The sequence below is a fragment of the Acinetobacter sp. ACNIH2 genome (assembly GCF_002934965.1).
Lineage (GTDB): Bacteria > Pseudomonadota > Gammaproteobacteria > Pseudomonadales > Moraxellaceae > Acinetobacter > Acinetobacter tandoii.
Genome location: NZ_CP026412.1, coordinates 3429201 through 3446428, shown reverse-complemented (window position 1 = coordinate 3446428; position 17228 = coordinate 3429201). Strand labels below are relative to the sequence as shown.

The window sequence follows — 17228 nt, the reverse complement described above, 5'->3', positions numbered from 1 at the left end:
GGATAAAAACATGGACGTGATTATCAATAAGATTCATCAACTCACCCCTTCCATTCGTGCATTTGAACTGGTTTCCGTCTCTGGCTCGGCTTTGCCGCGCTTTGAGGCTGGGTCACATATTGATGTCCATCTTAAAAATGGACTTACACGACAATATTCACTTTCTAATTGTAGTAGTGAGAATCACCGCTACGTGATTGGAGTGTTACACGATGAAAATTCACGTGGTGGTTCCCGTTGCATACATAATGACTATCAAGAAGGTGATGTATTAAGTATTGGGCAGCCTCGTAATTTATTTGCATTGCATGGCAATACAAAAAAAGCTGTATTGTTTGCAGGGGGAATTGGAATTACACCTATTCTTTCAATGGCTTATCGTTTAAAAGCACAGAACATTCCATTCGAGTTGCATTATTTCGTACGTAGCCATGAAATGATCGCCTTTTATGGCAATTTAACCAAACACTTTGCAGAGCAGATTCATTTTCACATTCAAAATCGGGTTGATACTGAATGTAATATGGCAAACGTACTACAACAACCCGATGCGAGTAAACATTTGTATGTCTGCGGGCCAACAGGCTTTATGCAATTTGTGATGCAGTCAGCTGAAACAGCAGGTTGGCAACCAGAACAACTGCATCAAGAGCATTTTGTGGCACAGCAAAGCAAGCAGGAAAACGATGAAGCATTTACTGTGGAAATTGCTGGTACGGGACAGAAAATTGAAATTCACCCAGAACAGACCGTAACTCATGCCTTGTTAGCGCATGGTTTTGATGTACCTGTATCCTGCGAACAAGGTATCTGCGGTACTTGTATTACCCGTGTTGTTTCTGGCATTCCAGATCATCGGGATGTATTTATGACAGATGAAGAACGTGCCTTGAATAATCAGTTCACACCTTGCTGCTCTCGCGCTAAATCCAAACATTTGGTGATTGAGCTATAGGAATACTCATTTTACTCCTGCTCAAACTGATTGAGCGGGAGTTTTTCTTTACACCTCGGTCAATATATTTTTTACAGTTTCACCGAGTAAAGCGACACTGCTATGTTCTCGCATTAAAGTTTCGGCACGACCTGACTGGCGCTGAACTAAAGCTTCATAAATAGAGCAATGCTGCAAATGTGCGTAGTGTAAGCGGCGGTATTCAGATAAAGCTCGTGATTCATCGTAAGTAATGGCTTGAACAGAGGCCATAGGCAATTGATTATTTTTTGCCAAAGCCTGAATTAAGGCAATATTTTGCGCACCCTGAATAATGGTGTCATGAAAAATCACATTAAATTCATGATAACGCTCTAATTCTGCATCCCCAAATTCGGTATGTTCTGCAAAAAGCTGTTCAATTTGTTCTATACAGTTTTTGAGAGTTTGTTGCTGTACGTCCGATAAACCTTGCTCGGCTAAAGTTTTGGCTGCTAAGCCTTCTAGCACACCACGAACTTCCAGAGCATCATTGACCAATTCATTTGAAATTTCACGAACGGTATAACCACGGGTTGGGTTCTTAATCAACAGCCCTTCTTGTTCTAAAAGCCGAAAAGCTATACGCACAGGCTGACGGGATACCCCAAGCAACTCTGCTGTTGGAATTTCTGCAATTCGACTACCGCCTTCAAGTTCACCTGCGATAATCATTTTTCTTAATTTAATTAATACTTGTTGCCCTGAAGACATCCTAGCCACACTTGTTCAAATATTTCAAAGTCATGCTAACAAGTTCAATCCTCAAGTGACAATACATTTTGAATAGAGAAAAGGTCTACATGATATGCATTGGGATATTAAAGCTTAATTCTGACTTACTCTGAAAGTATTTCAACTTGAGATTGTTTTAAGTTATTGACCATAATATCCAAATTATTACGAATTAAATAAGCCAAATTCATATCAACGCCTTGCAACATTTTACTTTCCAATGCTTCAACCACCGCATTGCACTCGGCCAATTTAGCCAAACCAGTTTCTGTTACTGTAAGCAAAATACGACGACCATGGGTTGGATCTGGCGTTTTCTCAATCCATTGTTGTTGCAATAAATCTTGCAAAATTTTATTGGCTGACTGTGGCTTAATAAATGAACGTTCTGCAAGCTTGGCATTCGACAAATTATTTTTAGAGGCTAAAACAGATAAGGCGGTGAACTGAGGCAAAGTGATGTCTAAATCTTTTAAATGTTCTGTTAAATATTTACTAATTACCCGATCTATACGTGCGATGGTATAGCTTAAGCGAGGACCATCTTCTATTTTTTTATCAACGATATTTGAACGCATCATAATTTTCATCACAAAAGCTAAAACTAAAAAAAGTATGGGAGTGGACTCCCATACTTCCTTGGACTTATCGAGCTGTCGAACTTTGTATTAACTGTACAGGCTGTTTAGGCTTTCTGACAAGCATCAAAGCAGAAATCGCTGCGATCAGAATCACTGGAATACTTGAACCAATCACAATGGTAGCACTTTTACCAATCGACAGTAAAAATCCTGCCAAGAGTGGACCTGCAAATGAGCCGATGCGCCCAATTGCCACTGCTGCACCCACACCCGTACCACGCATTTCGGTCGGATAGTACATCGCAGCCAGACCATACAATGCCGACTGCCCACCCACAATAAACAAGCCACAACCCACTGCTGATAACGCCAGTAAAGCCACGGTAGGAGAAAAGGACAAACAGCACAGTGAAACCAAAATACCCAAATAGATAAATTTGATCACGAAACTCATGCGCATTTTATCAAGCATCATACCCATCAAGATTGAACCAAAGATGCCGCCTACGTTGTAGCCCATTTGAATATAGTTTACCTCTAATTTTGAAAGCCCTTGAGCGCCCATCAACAGTGGCAACCAGTTCAACAAGAAATACAGCACTACGAGGGTACAGAAAAAGCTGATCCAAATCTGAATGGTCGACATACGACGGTCTTTGGCAAACAGTACTTCCAGAAAAGGTGTAGTTTGCTGACTTTGGGTTTTTCTTTGCAAATAATCGCTAGATTCAGGCAAGAATTTTAACAACAACGGAATTAATAAAATCGGTGCAATACCGCCGACATAAAAAATATGACGCCACTCTGCATCTCCTGCCAACATCATGGCAACCACCGAAGTTAATAGCCCCCCAAATGGAATACCGCTATACATCACACTGACCGCAGTTCCTTTACGGTCAGATGATACAGCTTCCGATGCCAAAGTAATCATCATGGGTAAGGCACCACCCATTCCCAAACCGGTTAGAAAGCGAATGACTAACAGGAGTTCATAATTAGCTGCAAAAGCAGTCACTAAAGACATGACTCCGAAGAGTAAAATACTAAAAATTAATACTTTTTTACGACCAATAATATCTGCCAGTCTTCCTCCAATAATAGCACCTGGCAAGGTGCCTAAAATTGCTGCACTAAAAGCCAAGGCCATTTGTGCATTATCCAGCATAAACTCTGCGCGCATGCGCGGTGCTGCAACCCCCATGGATTGAAGATCAAAACCTTCAAAGATGGCGATGGCAAAACACAGCAATAAAGTGATTTTCGCCTTTCCTGACGGATGTAACACTTTTTCCATAGTTCAATCCTTTTTTCACAGTTATTTCCATTAGATCTTGTTGTTTTGTGCTGTTCATTGAACACCCAATAAAATATCAGTTAGACTGATTAAAAAATCAATAGTAATTTTAAATATAATTTTAAATAATATTTAATTTTTATATTTTTCATTGATTTATAAATTTTATTCGAAATTTTTCAAAAAACACTTGAATGTAAGTTTAACTGATATTATGTTGAATACAGAACAAACAAACTGTCATTCAAGGAGTAAGCACATGACATATGAAAAGCGTTGGGAAACCGTTGATGTTAAAGTTCAAAATGGAATTGCATGGGTCACATTCAATCGCCCAGAAAAGAAAAATGCCATGAGTCCAACATTGAATCGTGAAATGATTGATGTATTGGAAACTATCGAACTGGATCAAGAGGCTCGCGTGGTAGTTCTTACAGGTGCTGGAGATTCATGGACTGCGGGCATGGATTTGAAAGAATATTTCCGTGAAGTGGATAGCCAACCAGAAATTGTACAAGAGCGTATTCGCCGTGATTCTTGTCGCTGGCAGTGGCAATTATTGCGTATGTATTCAAAACCAACCATCGCTATGGTTAATGGATGGTGTTTCGGTGGCGGCTTCTCCCCTTTAGTAGCGTGTGATCTTGCTATTGCAGCGGATGAAGCAACCTTTGGTTTATCTGAAATTAACTGGGGAATTCCACCGGGCAACTTGGTAAGCAAAGCAATGGCAGATACCGTTGGGCACCGTACCTCGCTGTATTACATTATGACGGGCAAGACTTTTAGTGGAAAAGAAGCGGAAAATATGGGCTTGGTCAATAAAAGTGTTCCTTTGGCTCAACTTAAATCAGAAGTCACTGAGCTTGCTAATATTTTGCTAGAGAAAAACCCTGTGGTATTGCGTACTGCCAAAAATGGTTTTAAACGCTGTCGTGAACTCACTTGGGATCAAAATGAAGATTATTTATATGCCAAGTTAGATCAATGTAACCATCGCGATACCGAAGGTGGACGCCAAGAAGGTCTGAAACAATTCCTAGATGAAAAATCTATTAAACCAGGTTTACAAAGCTACAAGCGTACTGGCTAATTTCTGTTTTTTTTAAATGGTTAAGTAAGGATACAACCCATGCATAATGTACAGTTAAAACAAGATGAATCTGTAGAGACATCAAACAGCCATACGGTGCAATTGCTCATTCACGGGCAATCTGTCGATGCATCGAATCAGGCAATATTTGAACGGATCAGTCCGATTGATGGTCAAGTCGCCAGTATTGCGGCGGCGGCAACTTTAGCAGATGTCGATTTAGCTATAGAGTCTGCGGCAAAGGCTTTTCCTGTTTGGTCGAAACTTTCCCCGACTGAACGCCGTTTACGCTTACTCAAAGCAGCGGATTTGATGGATGCCAGAACGGATCAATTTATTCAAATTGGGATGCGTGAAACAGGTTCAACTGCGACATGGTATGGGTTCAATGTCCACCTTGCTGCCAATATGTTACGTGAGGCAGCAGCCATGACCACACAAATGGATGGCAGCCTTATTCCGTCCGATGTGCCAGGCAATATGGCGATGGGAATTCGTGTTCCGTGCGGGGTTGTGGTTGGTATTGCGCCTTGGAATGCTCCTGTAATTTTACCGACTCGTGCATTAGCAATGCCACTGGCCTGTGGTAATACTGTGGTACTCAAAGCTTCAGAGGCTTGCCCTGCAACTCAACGTTTAATTGGGCAAGTGTTACATGAAGCAGGCCTTGGCGATGGTGTGGTAAATGTCATTACCCATGCTGCAGAAGACGCACCGCAAATTGTGGAACGCTTGATTTCGCACCCTGCGGTCAAACGAATTAATTTTACTGGCTCTACCAAAGTCGGAAAAATTATTGCAGAAACAGCGGCCAAATACTTAAAACCTGTTCTACTCGAACTTGGTGGAAAAGCGCCTGTAGTGGTGTTGAATGAAGCTGATGTTGATGAAGCTGTCAATGCAGTTGCATTTGGTGCTTTTTTCAACCAAGGACAAATCTGTATGTCTACCGAACGCGTACTCGTTCAAGATGGAGTTGCAGATCAATTTATTGAAAAACTGATTGAAAAGACCCGTACCATTCATGCAGGAAATCCAACATTTAAAGGGCACGCACTAGGTGTATTGGAAAGCCAGCGCGCTGCAAATCGCATTCGACATTTACTGGAGGATGCGCAAAGTAAAGGGGCAAATTTACCGCTCGGCATTCAAATACAAGACACTACAATGCAACCAACTTTGGTTTTAAATATTCAACCCGAAATGCTGCTATATCGTGAAGAATCTTTTGGCCCTGTTTGCACTGTACAACGCTTTAGCAGTGTTGAAGAAGGCATTGCCCTTGCGAATGACAGTGAATTTGGTTTATCTGCTGCCGTGTTTAGTCAAAATATTGCACAAGCACTGGATGTTGCGAAACAAATTGACTCAGGCATTTGCCATATTAATGGTGCAACCGTACACGATGAAGCACAAATGCCTTTTGGTGGAACCAAAGCCAGTGGATATGGACGCTTTGGCAGTAAGGCTTCGATTGCAGAATTTACAGAATTGCGTTGGATAACCATACAAACACAACCGCGTCATTATCCAATTTAGTAATTGGATTTCACCTTAATATTCAATAAGAATGCATGAAGCAAAAATATAAAGCGCAGTGATGCGCTTTCCATGGAGTGAAAAACAATGCAAATGAATGCCACTCAATCACAAGATCGCGAACGACTGGTAAAACTTGGGCGTCATGATATTGATTACGTCTACAAAGATCAGGTTTTGTATCTGCATCCGAAAGAACAACTAAACAGCTATCCGCAAAAATTGACTGATCGCCTGATTCATTTTGCACAAACCAAACCAGAGCATATTTTTGCGGCAAAACGGAATACTCAAGGTGAGTGGGTCAAACTCAGTTATGCTGACACCTTGCAACGTGCATGGCATATTGCCCAAGCCTTACATAATCGCAATTTGAGTGAGCAGCGCCCTTTGCTTATTTTATCGGGCAATGATCTTGAGCATTTAACGCTGTCGATGGCTGCGATGTTGGCTGGTGTTCCATTTTCTGCCATATCCCCTGCTTATTCACTGATTTCACAAGATTTTGGCAAACTCAAACATGTTTTCGATGTACTTACTCCAGGTATGGTTTATGCCAATGATGGTCAGGCTTTTGCCAAAGCCATTCAAAGTTGTGCCCAAACGGAGATCGAAGTTGTTACCAATAAAGGGATTCTAGGTGAACATAGTTGCACTTCATTTCAATCACTTTTAGATACGCCTGTCATGAATGTGCAGGAGCATTATCAACGTTTAGACGAACATCAAATCGCCAAATTTTTGTTTACTTCTGGTTCGACTAAACTGCCAAAAGCTGTTCCAACTACACATTTGATGTTAAGTGTAAATCAGCAAATGTTATTACAAACTTTCCCAGAGTTCGAAGAAACACCGCCAGTCTTGCTTGATTGGTTGTCTTGGCATCATACCTTTGGCGGTAGCCACAATGTCGGGATCGCCTTATATAATGGCGGCACTATCTATATCGATGATGGTAAACCTGTTGCAGGCAAGTTCGATGAGACGATTCGAAACTTAAAAGAAATTTCACCCACAGTTTATTTAAACGTACCCAAAGGTTGGGAAGAACTCACCGACGCATTGGAACAAGATGCTGAACTACGTGATCGCTTTTTTGCAAAAGTAAAAATTCTATTCTTTGCAGGTGCTGCTTTATCCGAAGCAGGTTGGAATCGATTAGACCGAATTGCACAGCAACATTGCGGTGAAAAAATCCGCATTATGAGTGGACTTGGCATGACCGAGACAGCCCCCTCTTGTGCCTTTACCACAGGCCCGCGTGTTATGGCAGGCTTTATTGGCTACCCTGCACCAGGTTGTGAAATCAAATTGGTTCCATATGGGGACAAACTTGAATTTTGTGTCCGTGGCAAACATGTCATGAAAGGTTATTGGCGCTTAAATGAAGATCAGCAAAGTACAGTCTTTGATGAAGAAGGCTTTTTCCATACTGGAGATGCGGTTCGCTTGGTCGATGTCAATGATCCGACTCAGGGCTTGATGTATGATGGCCGTATTGCAGAAGACTTTAAACTCAATACAGGCACATTTGTAAATGTTGGTACCTTACGCAATAAAGTACTGATTCAGGGAAATTTACTGATTCAAGATGTCTGTATTACGGGGTCTAACCTAAACGCGATTGGTTTTTTAATTTTTCCAAAACTGGATGCCTGTGCCGATTATGCAGGGCTGTCTTTATCAGAACATCGCGCTGAAGAAATTTTGAAACATCCGAAAGTTCAGCAATGGTTCCGTCAATTTTTAATGCACTACAACAAAGATGCAACAGGAAGTTCCAATCGCGTTTCTATGCTATATCTGCAAACTGAACCACCACAATTGGATGCAGGTGAAGTTACCGATAAAGGTAATCTCAATCAAGGCAATATCATTAAGCGTCGTGCCGAGAAAATTGAAGAGTTGTATCAAAAACAGACCGATAATTCGCTGATTATTCGAGTCCCAACTTTAAACAACTAAATCACTGAAATAACAGTAAAAAAGCTCAATTTATTTTGGGCTTTACCCTTACTTTTGCCAAAAAAAGGTTAAGTATGCAACAAGATACTGAATTTGAACTGTTTCGCGATAACTATCGCCGCTTTCTAAAAGAATTTGTCGCTCCACATTATGAGCAATGGGAAGAAGATGGTCTGATTCCGAGACAATTATGGAACCAGTTAGGTGAAAACGGCTTTTTATGTGTTGATGTGCCTGAAGAATATGGCGGTTATGGCGCCCCCATTCACTATTCTCTGATGCTGGTACAGGAAACTGCACAAGCAGGTTTTACCTCCTTGGCTGTTGCAATTGGTGGACAAAATGAACTGGTTTCTCCATATATCCAAAACTTAGGCAGTGAAGAACAAAAGCAATATTGGCTACCCAAAATGGTTACTGGCGAAGTCGTCACTGCGATAGCCATGACTGAAGCCAATGCAGGATCGGACTTACAAGCCATTCGTACACAAGCCATTCTGAATCAAGACCATTATCTGGTGGATGGTTCAAAAACTTTTATTTCCAATGGGATACATGCCGACCTCATTGTCTTGGTGGCAAAAACTAATCCCGAAGCTCGAGCAAAGGGCATTTCTCTATTATTGGTTGATGCTGCATTAGAAGGTGTTGAAAAAGGGCGATCTTTGAAAAAAATTGGACTCCATGCCCAAGACACCGCTGAGTTATTTTTTGATCAGGTCAAAGTACCTAAGAATCAAAGACTGGGAGAAGAAGGTCAAGGCTTTGCCTACCTGATGCAGGAGTTGCCTCGCGAGCGTTTAAGTATTTCCATGATGGCGTTGGGTTCAATTTTAGGTGCGATTGAGCTCACCAGTGATTATGTGCAGCAGCGTAAAGCCTTTGGTCAACCTTTAAGTCACATGCAAAACACGCGTTTTGTGCTGGCCAATACGCAAATTAAAGCCAAAGCAGCTCAGGCCTTTGTCGATCAATGTGCCGAACAATATAGTCGAGATGCTTTAAGCGTGAGCCATGTTGCTGCCTTGAAATGCTTTATTACCGATACTCAATGCGATGTGATTGATCAATTACTACAACTGTTTGGTGGCTATGGCTACATGCAGGAATATCCAATTTCACGTTTCTTTGTCGATGCACGTGTGCAAAAAATTTACGGCGGCACCAATGAAATTATGAAAGAAATCGTGGCGCGGGAAATGCTCGGAAAATAATTCGTTTAAACAACAAATGAAGAACAGACCTCGGTCTGAGGTCTGCATGTAAAACAACAATGATATTTCAGGAAGAAATGCAATGCAGTCTAAATTATGGATGTACTCTACCCTTATGCTCTCCAGTTCAGTATTTGCTGGTAACTTTATTGATAACAGCACAGTCGATTTAACCACACGAAATTTTTATTTTGATCGTGATTATCAAGAGCAGTCTAAATACCCAGCCGCTAAAGATTGGACACAAGGATTTATTCTAAAAGCCAATTCAGGCTATACCGAAGGAACAATTGGTTTTGGGATAGATATTTTAGCGACGGCTGGGTTGAAATTGGATGCTAGTGCTGACTATGCAGGAACAGGAAATTTACCACGAGATACTATGACCAATGAACCTGCTTCCAGTTATGGGGAAATTGGAGTCACAGGTAAAGCTAAAATCAGTAAAACTGAATTAAAGGTTGGAACACTTCGACCAATGAACCCTGTACTGGTTGCCTCACCTGCCCGTTTATTACCACAAACCTACCAAGGCATTTCCTTAGAATCGAAAGATATTCCAAATCTGGATTTCCAATCAGCTTATATTGATCAGGTCAATCATCGTGATTCAACCAACTGGGAAAACTTGCGGATTTCTGGGGTGAATGGTCGTTTCAAAAGTGCCGATACCGACCAACTGTATTATCTAGGTGGTCATTATCAGCTTATTCCAAGTACCAAACTGACCAGCTTTTATATGGATGTACAAGACCTATATAACCAGTCCATGTTTGGCATTACCTATAACCACAAATTCAATGACGGCAATAATTTTAGCTCACAATTACGCTATTACCGTAGCCGAGAAGATGGTCAAGCCAAAGCAGGTTTGGTAGATAACGACCTGATTCATGGTTATTTTGAACTGAAACATCAAAATCACAAATTTATTTTGGCGACTTTCCATCATAGTGGTGATACCGCATTTCCATATTTAACAGGTGGTGAAACAGGTTTGCTGATCGATACTTGGCCTGCTGAATTTTTAAATCCCAAAGAGCGTGTTTATAGCTTTCGTTATGAATATGACTTCAAAAACTATGTACCAGGTTTACGCTTTATGACCCGTTACACCACTGGTGACAATATTTATGCACCAAAACTAGGTGGAACCGATTTAAAAGAACATGAAACCGATTTTGACATTGGTTATACCGTACAAAATGGACCATTAAAAAATCTAGGTTTACGTGCCCGCTACGCCATGTATGACAACAATATGCTCTCTACTGCCAACATCAAACCGTCCAACGAAACACGCATTAACATCGACTACACATGGAAATTTAAATAATGCCTACAGAGGTTCTGCTGCTGCCAGAACCTTTTTTTTGTGAGAGAAATTTGATGAAAAAAATACTCGCTCTTTGCTTTGGTCTGAGCCTATTCAGCCAGAGCTATGCTGAAACGCAATATCAGCCGCCAGCACCTCATTTAGAACCACTGGCTCAATTTAGCGTGGATTTGAATGCGCCTGTTTGGGAACTTGGAGCTACTAGCGATAGTGGCAAACGTCGAATAATTCCAATTATAGGTGGCACCTTCCAAGGGAAACAACTCAAAGGGCGTATTTTAAATAATGGAGCAGATTGGCAAATTGTGGACAGTCAAGGACTTGCCATTATTGATACTCGATACCTACTTGAAACTGAAGATGGCGCTTTAATTTATTTACAAACCAAAGGTTACAGACATGGCTCAAAAGAAGTGCTGCAACAACTTGCGCAAGGTAAAGATGTCGACCCGAACAAATACTATTTCAAAATTACCATGCAATTTGAAACTAGTTCGCCGAAATATGCGTGGCTGAATCAAACTGTTGCCGTTGGGAGTGCCATGCGTTTAGGCAAAGCCGTAATTTATGACGCTTACACGCTGCAATAAGCATCGAAGCTTTATCTATCTTTTCGTCATTATTCGAGAAACGGATCTTTCATTATGACACCAAGCACTTTAACAAACCTTCCCCCCATTCATCATCTTCTGGGAGGTCACAATATCCAATGGAATGCTGACCAGACTGAACTAGAAATTAGTTATGTCGCGCTGGACAGCTTTACCAATCCGCGAGGCAGTGTAGAAGGTGGCATGGTCTGTGCCATGCTAGATGATGTGATGGGGCTGTTTGCTTATCTTGCCAATAATCAAACTCTAGCAACCACCATTAACTTAACTATGGATTTTTTACGTCCCTGCCAAGTGGGAACTGTACTCACCAAATGTCGCTTTACCAAACAAGGCAAAGCCATTCTGAGCCTTGAAAGCGAAGCATGGCAAAACCAAAAAATGATTGCACGAAGTACCGCCAATTTCATGGTTCTCCAATCTTAACCTTCAACATTGATTGATATGGAATTTCAATAATGCAAAAAAATTTAAAACAAAAAAATTGGTTCACACCGTTAAGTGTATTGACCTTATGTATTGGTCTTTCAGCCTGTGGCGATAATGACAGCTCAAAAACGACACAAACTACAGCCACAATTCCACAACTTGCTCCAGCCGTCGGAACCAACTTAAAAGGTTCATGCGCGGATTTACAAGGGTTTAAATATTCAAACACCAATATCACTTCAGCAACTTTACAAGAAGCGGGCAGCCTCAAGGTTGCGGGGCAAGACATCGCTGCACACTGCTTGATTACAGGCTATATGTATCCACGCGTCAGTCCCGTAGATGGTCAAACCTATCAAATTGGTTTTGAAATGCGCTTACCTCTAGATTGGAATGGTCGTTTCCTTTATCAGGGGAATGGTGGTACAGATGGCAATATTGCGACAGCAACGGGGCAAGTGGGCAGCGGTGGCCCATTGACCAATGCCCTGCATGATGGCTTTGCTGTTATTTCATCTGATGCGGGACACAATGCAGCCCAAAACCCATTGTTTGGCTTAGACCCACAAGCTCGAATTGACTATGGGTATGGCGCAATCACTAAACTCACGCCAATGGCGAAAAATCTGATTCAAGCCGCTTATGGGAAATTGCCAGATCGTTCTTATGCAGGTGGAACCTCAAACGGTGGTCGACATGCCATGATGGCGGCAACACGTTTAGCAGATCAGTATGATGGGATTCTTGCCAGTACACCGGGTTTCCATTTGCCACGTGCTGCGGCAGCCCAACTTTATACGGCGCAACAATTACGCCGAGTGGCCACCGATGAAAACGATTTAAGAACAGCCCTCACCCTGTCTGAACGAAAAGTGCTTGCACAAGCTATTTTAGCTCAATGTGATGGACTTGATGGTATTGCGGATGGTTTAGTTCAAGACGTGGAAGCCTGTCGTACGGCATTTGATATTCACCGCGATGTTCCAGTATGTTCTAGCACACGAGATGGAAGTTGTTTATCTACAGATCAAATTGATGTGCTTGCCAATATCTATCAGGGTCCTGTCAATGCAACAGGTGAAGCATTATATGCCACACAACCGTTTGATCCGGGGCTGATCGGCAGTAATTGGGCTAGTTGGAAATTTGATTCGTCTGTTGGTACGGCACGTGACCCAGTTGCAGTCGGAATAATTTTTCAGGTTCCACCAAATCCAGACGTTATGCTCAATTCTCGCCAATTTGCCTTCAACTTTAATTTTGATACAGACTACGCAAAATTATCTGCCACCAATGAAACCTACCCAGAAAGTGCCATGTCTTTTATGATTCCACCTGATGAGTTGAATTTGGATAAACTCCTTGCACGTGGCGGTAAAATGATTGTAGTTCAGGGCACTGCTGACGGTGTATTTTCTGTAGATGACACCCAGAACTGGTACGATAAATTGCTGCAAAAATATCAAAGTAATGCCTCTGGCAATGCTCCAAGTTTTGTCCGTTTTTTTCGTGTTCCAGGCATGAATCACTCTCGTGGTGGTATCGCAACCGATCAGTTTGATGCACTCACAGCCTTGGTCAATTGGGTGGAATATGGTCAGGCGCCAGATCGAATCATTGCTGGAGCACGGGGTGAAGGCAATGCCAGTGGGCAAGTGAATACTGAATTACCTACCGATTGGTCGGCCACTCGTACACGCCCACTTTGCCCATATCCTTTAATCGCACGTTATAACGGTCAGGGAGACAGTGAGCAAGCCGAGAATTTTAGCTGTAAATTGTAATCAAAAATAAGTGTTTAGAAACAAAGAAAGAGCTAAAAATTAGCCCTTTCTTTGTTTGAGTCTGGTTAAGGCTATGTATAATTGAATGGCTCTAAAACCATCCTCAAACAAGACTTCTCCCCGAACGTTCGATTTTGTCGGTATAAAGTCAAAAATTTTAGAAGAGTTTAGGCTGTTGACTGTATCTATCAAAAGACTTGCATGGAAAGATTAGCAGTTTTAATCCTCATACCTCATTGTATTTTAAAGATTTGAATTTTAATATCGTAATTTCAACAGCCTTAACATATGGTTATGCTTTATTGATGATTAGAACTCAATCCCTAAAATTAACCGTATTGCGATTGCACCCAGTAACACGCCCATAACTTTTTCTAAAATAGAATTATATTTCAGAAAGCCTGATCTGATTCTAGGCTGCGTAAAAATCAAACTGACTGCAATAAACCACAGCGTATTCACCAGACACATCCATCCACCATACAGGATCTGTATGTATAACGGCGTTGTTGTGCTGACTATACTGGTGAAAATGGCCAAGAAAAAAATGGTCGCCTTCGGGTTCAGTGCATTGGTCCAAAAACCTGTCATGAATGCCTGATGATAAGATATCGTCCTGTGTTCAGAGGTAACAACCGTGCTAATTTCAATTGGACTCGACCCTCCTTTCAAACAATTCTAGCCTAAATAGAGTAAATATAAGGCACCAATGATTTGAAAAAGACTCATGAAAATATGATTTTGAGACAGAACAAAACCAACGCCCATAAGGGTATAAAACACATGAACAGAAATGCCACAACCAATTCCTACTGCGGTTATACAGCCGATTCGATAACCGTGTTGGGTACTTTGCCGCACACTAATAATGAAATCGGGACCTGGAATAATGACTGCAAGAAAATGTATGAGGGCTAGCGTAAGAAACTCATGGTAATAGACATTCATCCTGAAATACCCTTAGCTAAGGCATAATGTACGGTGAGTTTGCCTTTCTTTATTTCCATTTTAATAATTTTGACGTTACCAACTTCCGATAAAGATAGAACATGCGTTCCACCACAAGGATAGGCATTCAATTCACCAAACTGAATTTCACGAAATCCATTCTCATTAAGGGTAATCTTTGCTGCTAAATCTGCATCGATAAAGGCTTGTAGACGAGTTTCTAAATACATAGAATCCACAGGTTCACTGTTTTGGGTCGCCAAAAACTGTACTTTTGAATTATTTGGCCAGTGTTGTGCTTTGATTGGTTGCCAACCATAACTTTCAACAATATGTCCAATCAAATGTCCTGCACTGTGCAAACGACTGTGGAGTCGACGGGCTTGAATATCAACTTTTGCATATACTCGACCTAATGCTACAGCACTTTTACATAGATGAATAATCGTGCCATTTTCAATTGCGACATGGACAACTTCACTCTCTGCAATATATCCAGTATCACTCGGTTGTCCCCCACCTTGAGGATGAAATGGCGTGTTTTCTAATTTAATTTCAAATTGACCATTATCTAATGCAGTGCAAGCAATCACTTCAGCATAACTTTCTGTAACACCAGATAAATAAAGATGTTTAACCATGAAATAACAACCGTATCAAAATATGAAAAAATTGTATTACTTTGTCTATGGAGCGATAATCTAGAAAATTATCAAATAACTTTTGCTTCATGAGCACAAATCAAAATTTAAACTTACTGAATGAAATGGTGACATTTGTAAAAGTGGTAGAAACAGGCAGTTTTTCTGAAACAGCGCGTCAGTTTGGAACAACACCTTCCGCAATCAGTCGAGCTATTTCACGCCTAGAAAAAGCATTAGGGACACGACTACTACAAAGAACCACTCGTAAGTTACGTATAAGTGAAAGTGGACAAGCTGTATACGAGCGTTGCCTAGATATGGTGAATGCAGCTCAAGCCGTAATGGAAAGTTCGGAAAAATTTCACTTAGAACCTCAAGGTCAAATTCGAATAAGTGTGCCTAAGGCCGTTGGGCATTATCTAATTCACCCTTATTTACCTGAATTTTTGAGACTTTATCCTAAAATTGATATTCAACTGCTATTAGAAGATCGTTATGTAGATTTAATTGAAGATCAAGTTGACCTAGCTATTCGTATTACAGAGAAGCCACATGAAGGTTTGATGGGACGCAAACTTTTAGAAATAGACCATGTAATTTGTGCAACGCCTGAGTATTTATCAAGGTTTGGTACACCTCAGCATCCACACGATTTGAAAGAACATCAGTGTATCTATTTGGGTGAGCAAGCAATAGATTCAAAATGGAAATTTCAACAAGGGAACAAAAACCTTTCAGTCCATGTCAAAGGTCGCTACGCGGCGAATCATACAGGAGTACGACTTGATGCAGCCTTACAGCACCTTGGAATTGCCAGTTTACCGTTCTTTGTAGCAAATAAGGTAATGAAAAATAAGCAGTTAATTCAAGTTTTGCCAAACTGGTATTTTAAAACCTACTATAGTGGCGGAGCATGGTTGTTGTACCCAGCGACAAAACATTTGCCACCAAAACTAAAAGTATTGATTGAATTTCTGGCACAAAAATTGGCACAAGAACCGACATTGTTAAGACCAGATTGATAAAAAAATACGCAAAAGGTTGTATGCTGAAGCAATGAAGGAAGGTACTTTAAATATGAGCAGAACCAGTAAATGTAAGAACAATTTTTGTTATTTATATTAGGAAAATAATATTGGCATTGTATAAATTGAATAGATGAAAATATTATTTATACAATGCCTAATTCATATTAATTAGTTAAAGTATTCCATATATAGTCCATACGTTGAGAATATATAACTTTACTGCGAATAAGATAAACATCTTGGAAAAAATGATAACCATCTAAGACGCGTAATTTATTTTCAGCAATTTCTTCTTCTACTAATAATTTAGGCAACCAAGCAACGCCTAGTCCTTGTAAAACCAAAGCTTTTAAATCTCCAGCATTATCTGTTTCATATAAAATTCGATAATCTAATTTATCTTCAATTTCACGATCGACACATTTTCTTAAATAAGCCTGCTTACTATAAGACAGCAATGGAAAATTTTGATCTAAACTGTATTTCTCATATTTATCGCGTGCAGATGCAACAGGAAGAATTTCCATTTTCACAATTTTATGAAATGCAAAAATTGCATGGTCTAACTGTTTTAGAGTTTCTTCATCACAATAGCAAATTAAAAAATCACATGAACCTTCTTTCAACAGTCGCATGCCCTGTTTCATATTGGCTGCAATAATTTCAAGCTGTAGATCTTTAATATCTGTATATAAATTGTGAATAAAATTAGGGAAAAACTGTGTAATTAACGAATGGGACACGGCAAACTTGATAGAAAGCTCATTGTTCCTAATATTTTTTTCCAGATACTTTATTGTTGTATCCAATTGATTTTGTATGTTTTTTGCAGATGACAGCAGGATTTGACCAGCATCTGTAAAGTCTACATTCTTGCTATAGCGTTTTAAAATTTGAAAGCCTAAAGCATCTTCAATGGCTTGAATTCTGCGTGTAAAGGCAGATTGTGTTACATGTCTGAGTTCGGCCGCTTTTGAGATAGATTTTTCTTGTTCTAAAGCAAGTAAATCTTCAATCCAACGAATTTCCAATGACATTTGCGCTGTCCATA

The 17228-nt window shown here is 40.5% G+C and carries 15 protein-coding genes and 2 pseudogenes; 10 read left to right on the top strand and 7 right to left on the bottom strand.

Going from position 1 to position 17228, the window contains the following annotated elements:
- Window positions 1–10 precede the first annotated feature (10 nt).
- Window positions 11–955, top strand: coding sequence for a PDR/VanB family oxidoreductase (locus C3F34_RS16395; RefSeq protein WP_104442115.1), 945 nt, complete (start codon window positions 11–13; stop codon window positions 953–955).
- Window positions 956–1003: 48 nt separating this feature from the next.
- Here the strand turns inward: C3F34_RS16395 and C3F34_RS16390 are convergent, their stop codons facing one another.
- The 3 genes from C3F34_RS16390 to mhpT all read right to left on the bottom strand — a co-directional run bounded on the left by C3F34_RS16390 (window position 1004) and on the right by mhpT (window position 3586).
- Complete coding sequence (locus C3F34_RS16390; protein WP_044740715.1) at window positions 1004–1687, bottom strand: GntR family transcriptional regulator; 684 nt, start codon at window positions 1685–1687, stop codon at window positions 1004–1006.
- A 125-nt stretch (window positions 1688–1812) separates the two neighbouring features.
- Window positions 1813–2289 carry a MarR family winged helix-turn-helix transcriptional regulator gene (locus tag C3F34_RS16385; protein WP_044740756.1) on the bottom strand — a complete coding sequence of 159 codons (477 nt, stop codon included), beginning with the start codon at window positions 2287–2289 and terminating at the stop codon, window positions 1813–1815.
- Window positions 2290–2353: 64 nt separating this feature from the next.
- On the bottom strand, window positions 2354–3586 hold the full coding sequence (gene mhpT, locus C3F34_RS16380) for a 3-(3-hydroxy-phenyl)propionate transporter MhpT (RefSeq protein WP_044740716.1): 1233 nt from the start codon (window positions 3584–3586) through the stop codon (window positions 2354–2356).
- A gap of 259 nt (window positions 3587–3845) precedes the next feature.
- Here mhpT and C3F34_RS16375 point away from each other — a divergent pair, with 259 nt between their 5' ends.
- Window positions 3846–4679, top strand: coding sequence for a p-hydroxycinnamoyl CoA hydratase/lyase (locus C3F34_RS16375; protein ID WP_044740717.1), 834 nt, complete (start codon window positions 3846–3848; stop codon window positions 4677–4679).
- Window positions 4680–4718: 39 nt separating this feature from the next.
- Window positions 4719–6122 (top strand): annotated as a pseudogene (locus C3F34_RS16370) (aldehyde dehydrogenase); the annotation flags it as partial.
- Here C3F34_RS16370 and C3F34_RS20835 read toward each other — a convergent pair.
- A complete protein-coding gene (locus C3F34_RS20835; protein WP_416333182.1) occupies window positions 6048–6206 on the bottom strand; it encodes a DUF6011 domain-containing protein in 159 nt (52 codons plus the stop codon). The pseudogene C3F34_RS16370 and the gene C3F34_RS20835 overlap by 75 nt on opposite strands.
- A 99-nt stretch (window positions 6207–6305) precedes the next feature.
- Here C3F34_RS20835 and C3F34_RS16365 point away from each other — a divergent pair, with 99 nt between their 5' ends.
- The 6 genes from C3F34_RS16365 to C3F34_RS16340 all read left to right on the top strand — a co-directional run bounded on the left by C3F34_RS16365 (window position 6306) and on the right by C3F34_RS16340 (window position 13557).
- Window positions 6306–8183 carry a feruloyl-CoA synthase gene (locus tag C3F34_RS16365; protein ID WP_044740719.1) on the top strand — a complete coding sequence of 626 codons (1878 nt, stop codon included), beginning with the start codon at window positions 6306–6308 and terminating at the stop codon, window positions 8181–8183.
- Window positions 8184–8257: 74 nt separating this feature from the next.
- A complete protein-coding gene (locus C3F34_RS16360; RefSeq protein WP_044740720.1) occupies window positions 8258–9397 on the top strand; it encodes an acyl-CoA dehydrogenase family protein in 1140 nt (379 codons plus the stop codon).
- A gap of 82 nt (window positions 9398–9479) precedes the next feature.
- Window positions 9480–10733, top strand: coding sequence for an OprD family porin (locus tag C3F34_RS16355; protein WP_213064788.1), 1254 nt, complete (start codon window positions 9480–9482; stop codon window positions 10731–10733).
- A gap of 53 nt (window positions 10734–10786) precedes the next feature.
- Complete coding sequence (locus C3F34_RS16350) at window positions 10787–11323, top strand: DUF3237 domain-containing protein (RefSeq protein WP_104442374.1); 537 nt, start codon at window positions 10787–10789, stop codon at window positions 11321–11323.
- A 54-nt stretch (window positions 11324–11377) separates the two neighbouring features.
- A complete protein-coding gene (locus tag C3F34_RS16345) occupies window positions 11378–11770 on the top strand; it encodes a PaaI family thioesterase (protein ID WP_104442113.1) in 393 nt (130 codons plus the stop codon).
- A 32-nt stretch (window positions 11771–11802) separates the two neighbouring features.
- Window positions 11803–13557, top strand: a complete 1755-nt coding sequence (locus C3F34_RS16340; RefSeq protein ID WP_104442112.1) for a tannase/feruloyl esterase family alpha/beta hydrolase — start codon at window positions 11803–11805, stop codon at window positions 13555–13557.
- Window positions 13558–13866: 309 nt separating this feature from the next.
- On the opposite strand, the pseudogene C3F34_RS16335 reads toward C3F34_RS16340, so the two are convergent.
- Both C3F34_RS16335 and C3F34_RS16330 read right to left on the bottom strand, forming a co-directional pair.
- A pseudogene (locus C3F34_RS16335) lies at window positions 13867–14505 on the bottom strand (LysE family translocator).
- Window positions 14502–15146: a hypothetical protein gene (locus C3F34_RS16330; RefSeq protein WP_104442111.1), complete on the bottom strand. Its 645-nt coding sequence runs from the start codon at window positions 15144–15146 to the stop codon at window positions 14502–14504. The pseudogene C3F34_RS16335 and the gene C3F34_RS16330 overlap by 4 nt, the downstream one beginning before the upstream one ends.
- A gap of 89 nt (window positions 15147–15235) precedes the next feature.
- Here C3F34_RS16330 and C3F34_RS16325 point away from each other — a divergent pair, with 89 nt between their 5' ends.
- A complete protein-coding gene (locus tag C3F34_RS16325) occupies window positions 15236–16171 on the top strand; it encodes a LysR family transcriptional regulator (protein ID WP_104442110.1) in 936 nt (311 codons plus the stop codon).
- A 170-nt stretch (window positions 16172–16341) separates the two neighbouring features.
- On the opposite strand, the gene C3F34_RS16320 is transcribed toward C3F34_RS16325, so the two are convergent.
- The gene (locus C3F34_RS16320; RefSeq protein WP_104442109.1) at window positions 16342–17214 is read right to left on the bottom strand and encodes a LysR substrate-binding domain-containing protein; all 873 of its coding nucleotides are present in this window, start codon (window positions 17212–17214) and stop codon (window positions 16342–16344) included.
- Between the last annotated feature and the right edge of the window lie 14 nt (window positions 17215–17228).

What these genes read in the sequence shown, in the direction of transcription:
- C3F34_RS16395 (WP_104442115.1), top strand. Translation starts at nt 11, where the DNA reads ATGGACGTGATTATCAATAAGATTCATCAACTCACCCCTTCCATTCGT.
- C3F34_RS16390 (WP_044740715.1), bottom strand. Translation starts at nt 1,687, where the DNA reads ATGTCTTCAGGGCAACAAGTATTAATTAAATTAAGAAAAATGATTATC.
- C3F34_RS16385 (WP_044740756.1), bottom strand. Translation starts at nt 2,289, where the DNA reads ATGATGCGTTCAAATATCGTTGATAAAAAAATAGAAGATGGTCCTCGC.
- mhpT (WP_044740716.1), bottom strand. Translation starts at nt 3,586, where the DNA reads ATGGAAAAAGTGTTACATCCGTCAGGAAAGGCGAAAATCACTTTATTG.
- C3F34_RS16375 (WP_044740717.1), top strand. Translation starts at nt 3,846, where the DNA reads ATGACATATGAAAAGCGTTGGGAAACCGTTGATGTTAAAGTTCAAAAT.
- C3F34_RS20835 (WP_416333182.1), bottom strand. Translation starts at nt 6,206, where the DNA reads ATGACGCGGTTGTGTTTGTATGGTTATCCAACGCAATTCTGTAAATTC.
- C3F34_RS16365 (WP_044740719.1), top strand. Translation starts at nt 6,306, where the DNA reads ATGCAAATGAATGCCACTCAATCACAAGATCGCGAACGACTGGTAAAA.
- C3F34_RS16360 (WP_044740720.1), top strand. Translation starts at nt 8,258, where the DNA reads ATGCAACAAGATACTGAATTTGAACTGTTTCGCGATAACTATCGCCGC.
- C3F34_RS16355 (WP_213064788.1), top strand. Translation starts at nt 9,480, where the DNA reads ATGCAGTCTAAATTATGGATGTACTCTACCCTTATGCTCTCCAGTTCA.
- C3F34_RS16350 (WP_104442374.1), top strand. Translation starts at nt 10,787, where the DNA reads ATGAAAAAAATACTCGCTCTTTGCTTTGGTCTGAGCCTATTCAGCCAG.
- C3F34_RS16345 (WP_104442113.1), top strand. Translation starts at nt 11,378, where the DNA reads ATGACACCAAGCACTTTAACAAACCTTCCCCCCATTCATCATCTTCTG.
- C3F34_RS16340 (WP_104442112.1), top strand. Translation starts at nt 11,803, where the DNA reads ATGCAAAAAAATTTAAAACAAAAAAATTGGTTCACACCGTTAAGTGTA.
- C3F34_RS16330 (WP_104442111.1), bottom strand. Translation starts at nt 15,146, where the DNA reads ATGGTTAAACATCTTTATTTATCTGGTGTTACAGAAAGTTATGCTGAA.
- C3F34_RS16325 (WP_104442110.1), top strand. Translation starts at nt 15,236, where the DNA reads ATGAGCACAAATCAAAATTTAAACTTACTGAATGAAATGGTGACATTT.
- C3F34_RS16320 (WP_104442109.1), bottom strand. Translation starts at nt 17,214, where the DNA reads ATGTCATTGGAAATTCGTTGGATTGAAGATTTACTTGCTTTAGAACAA.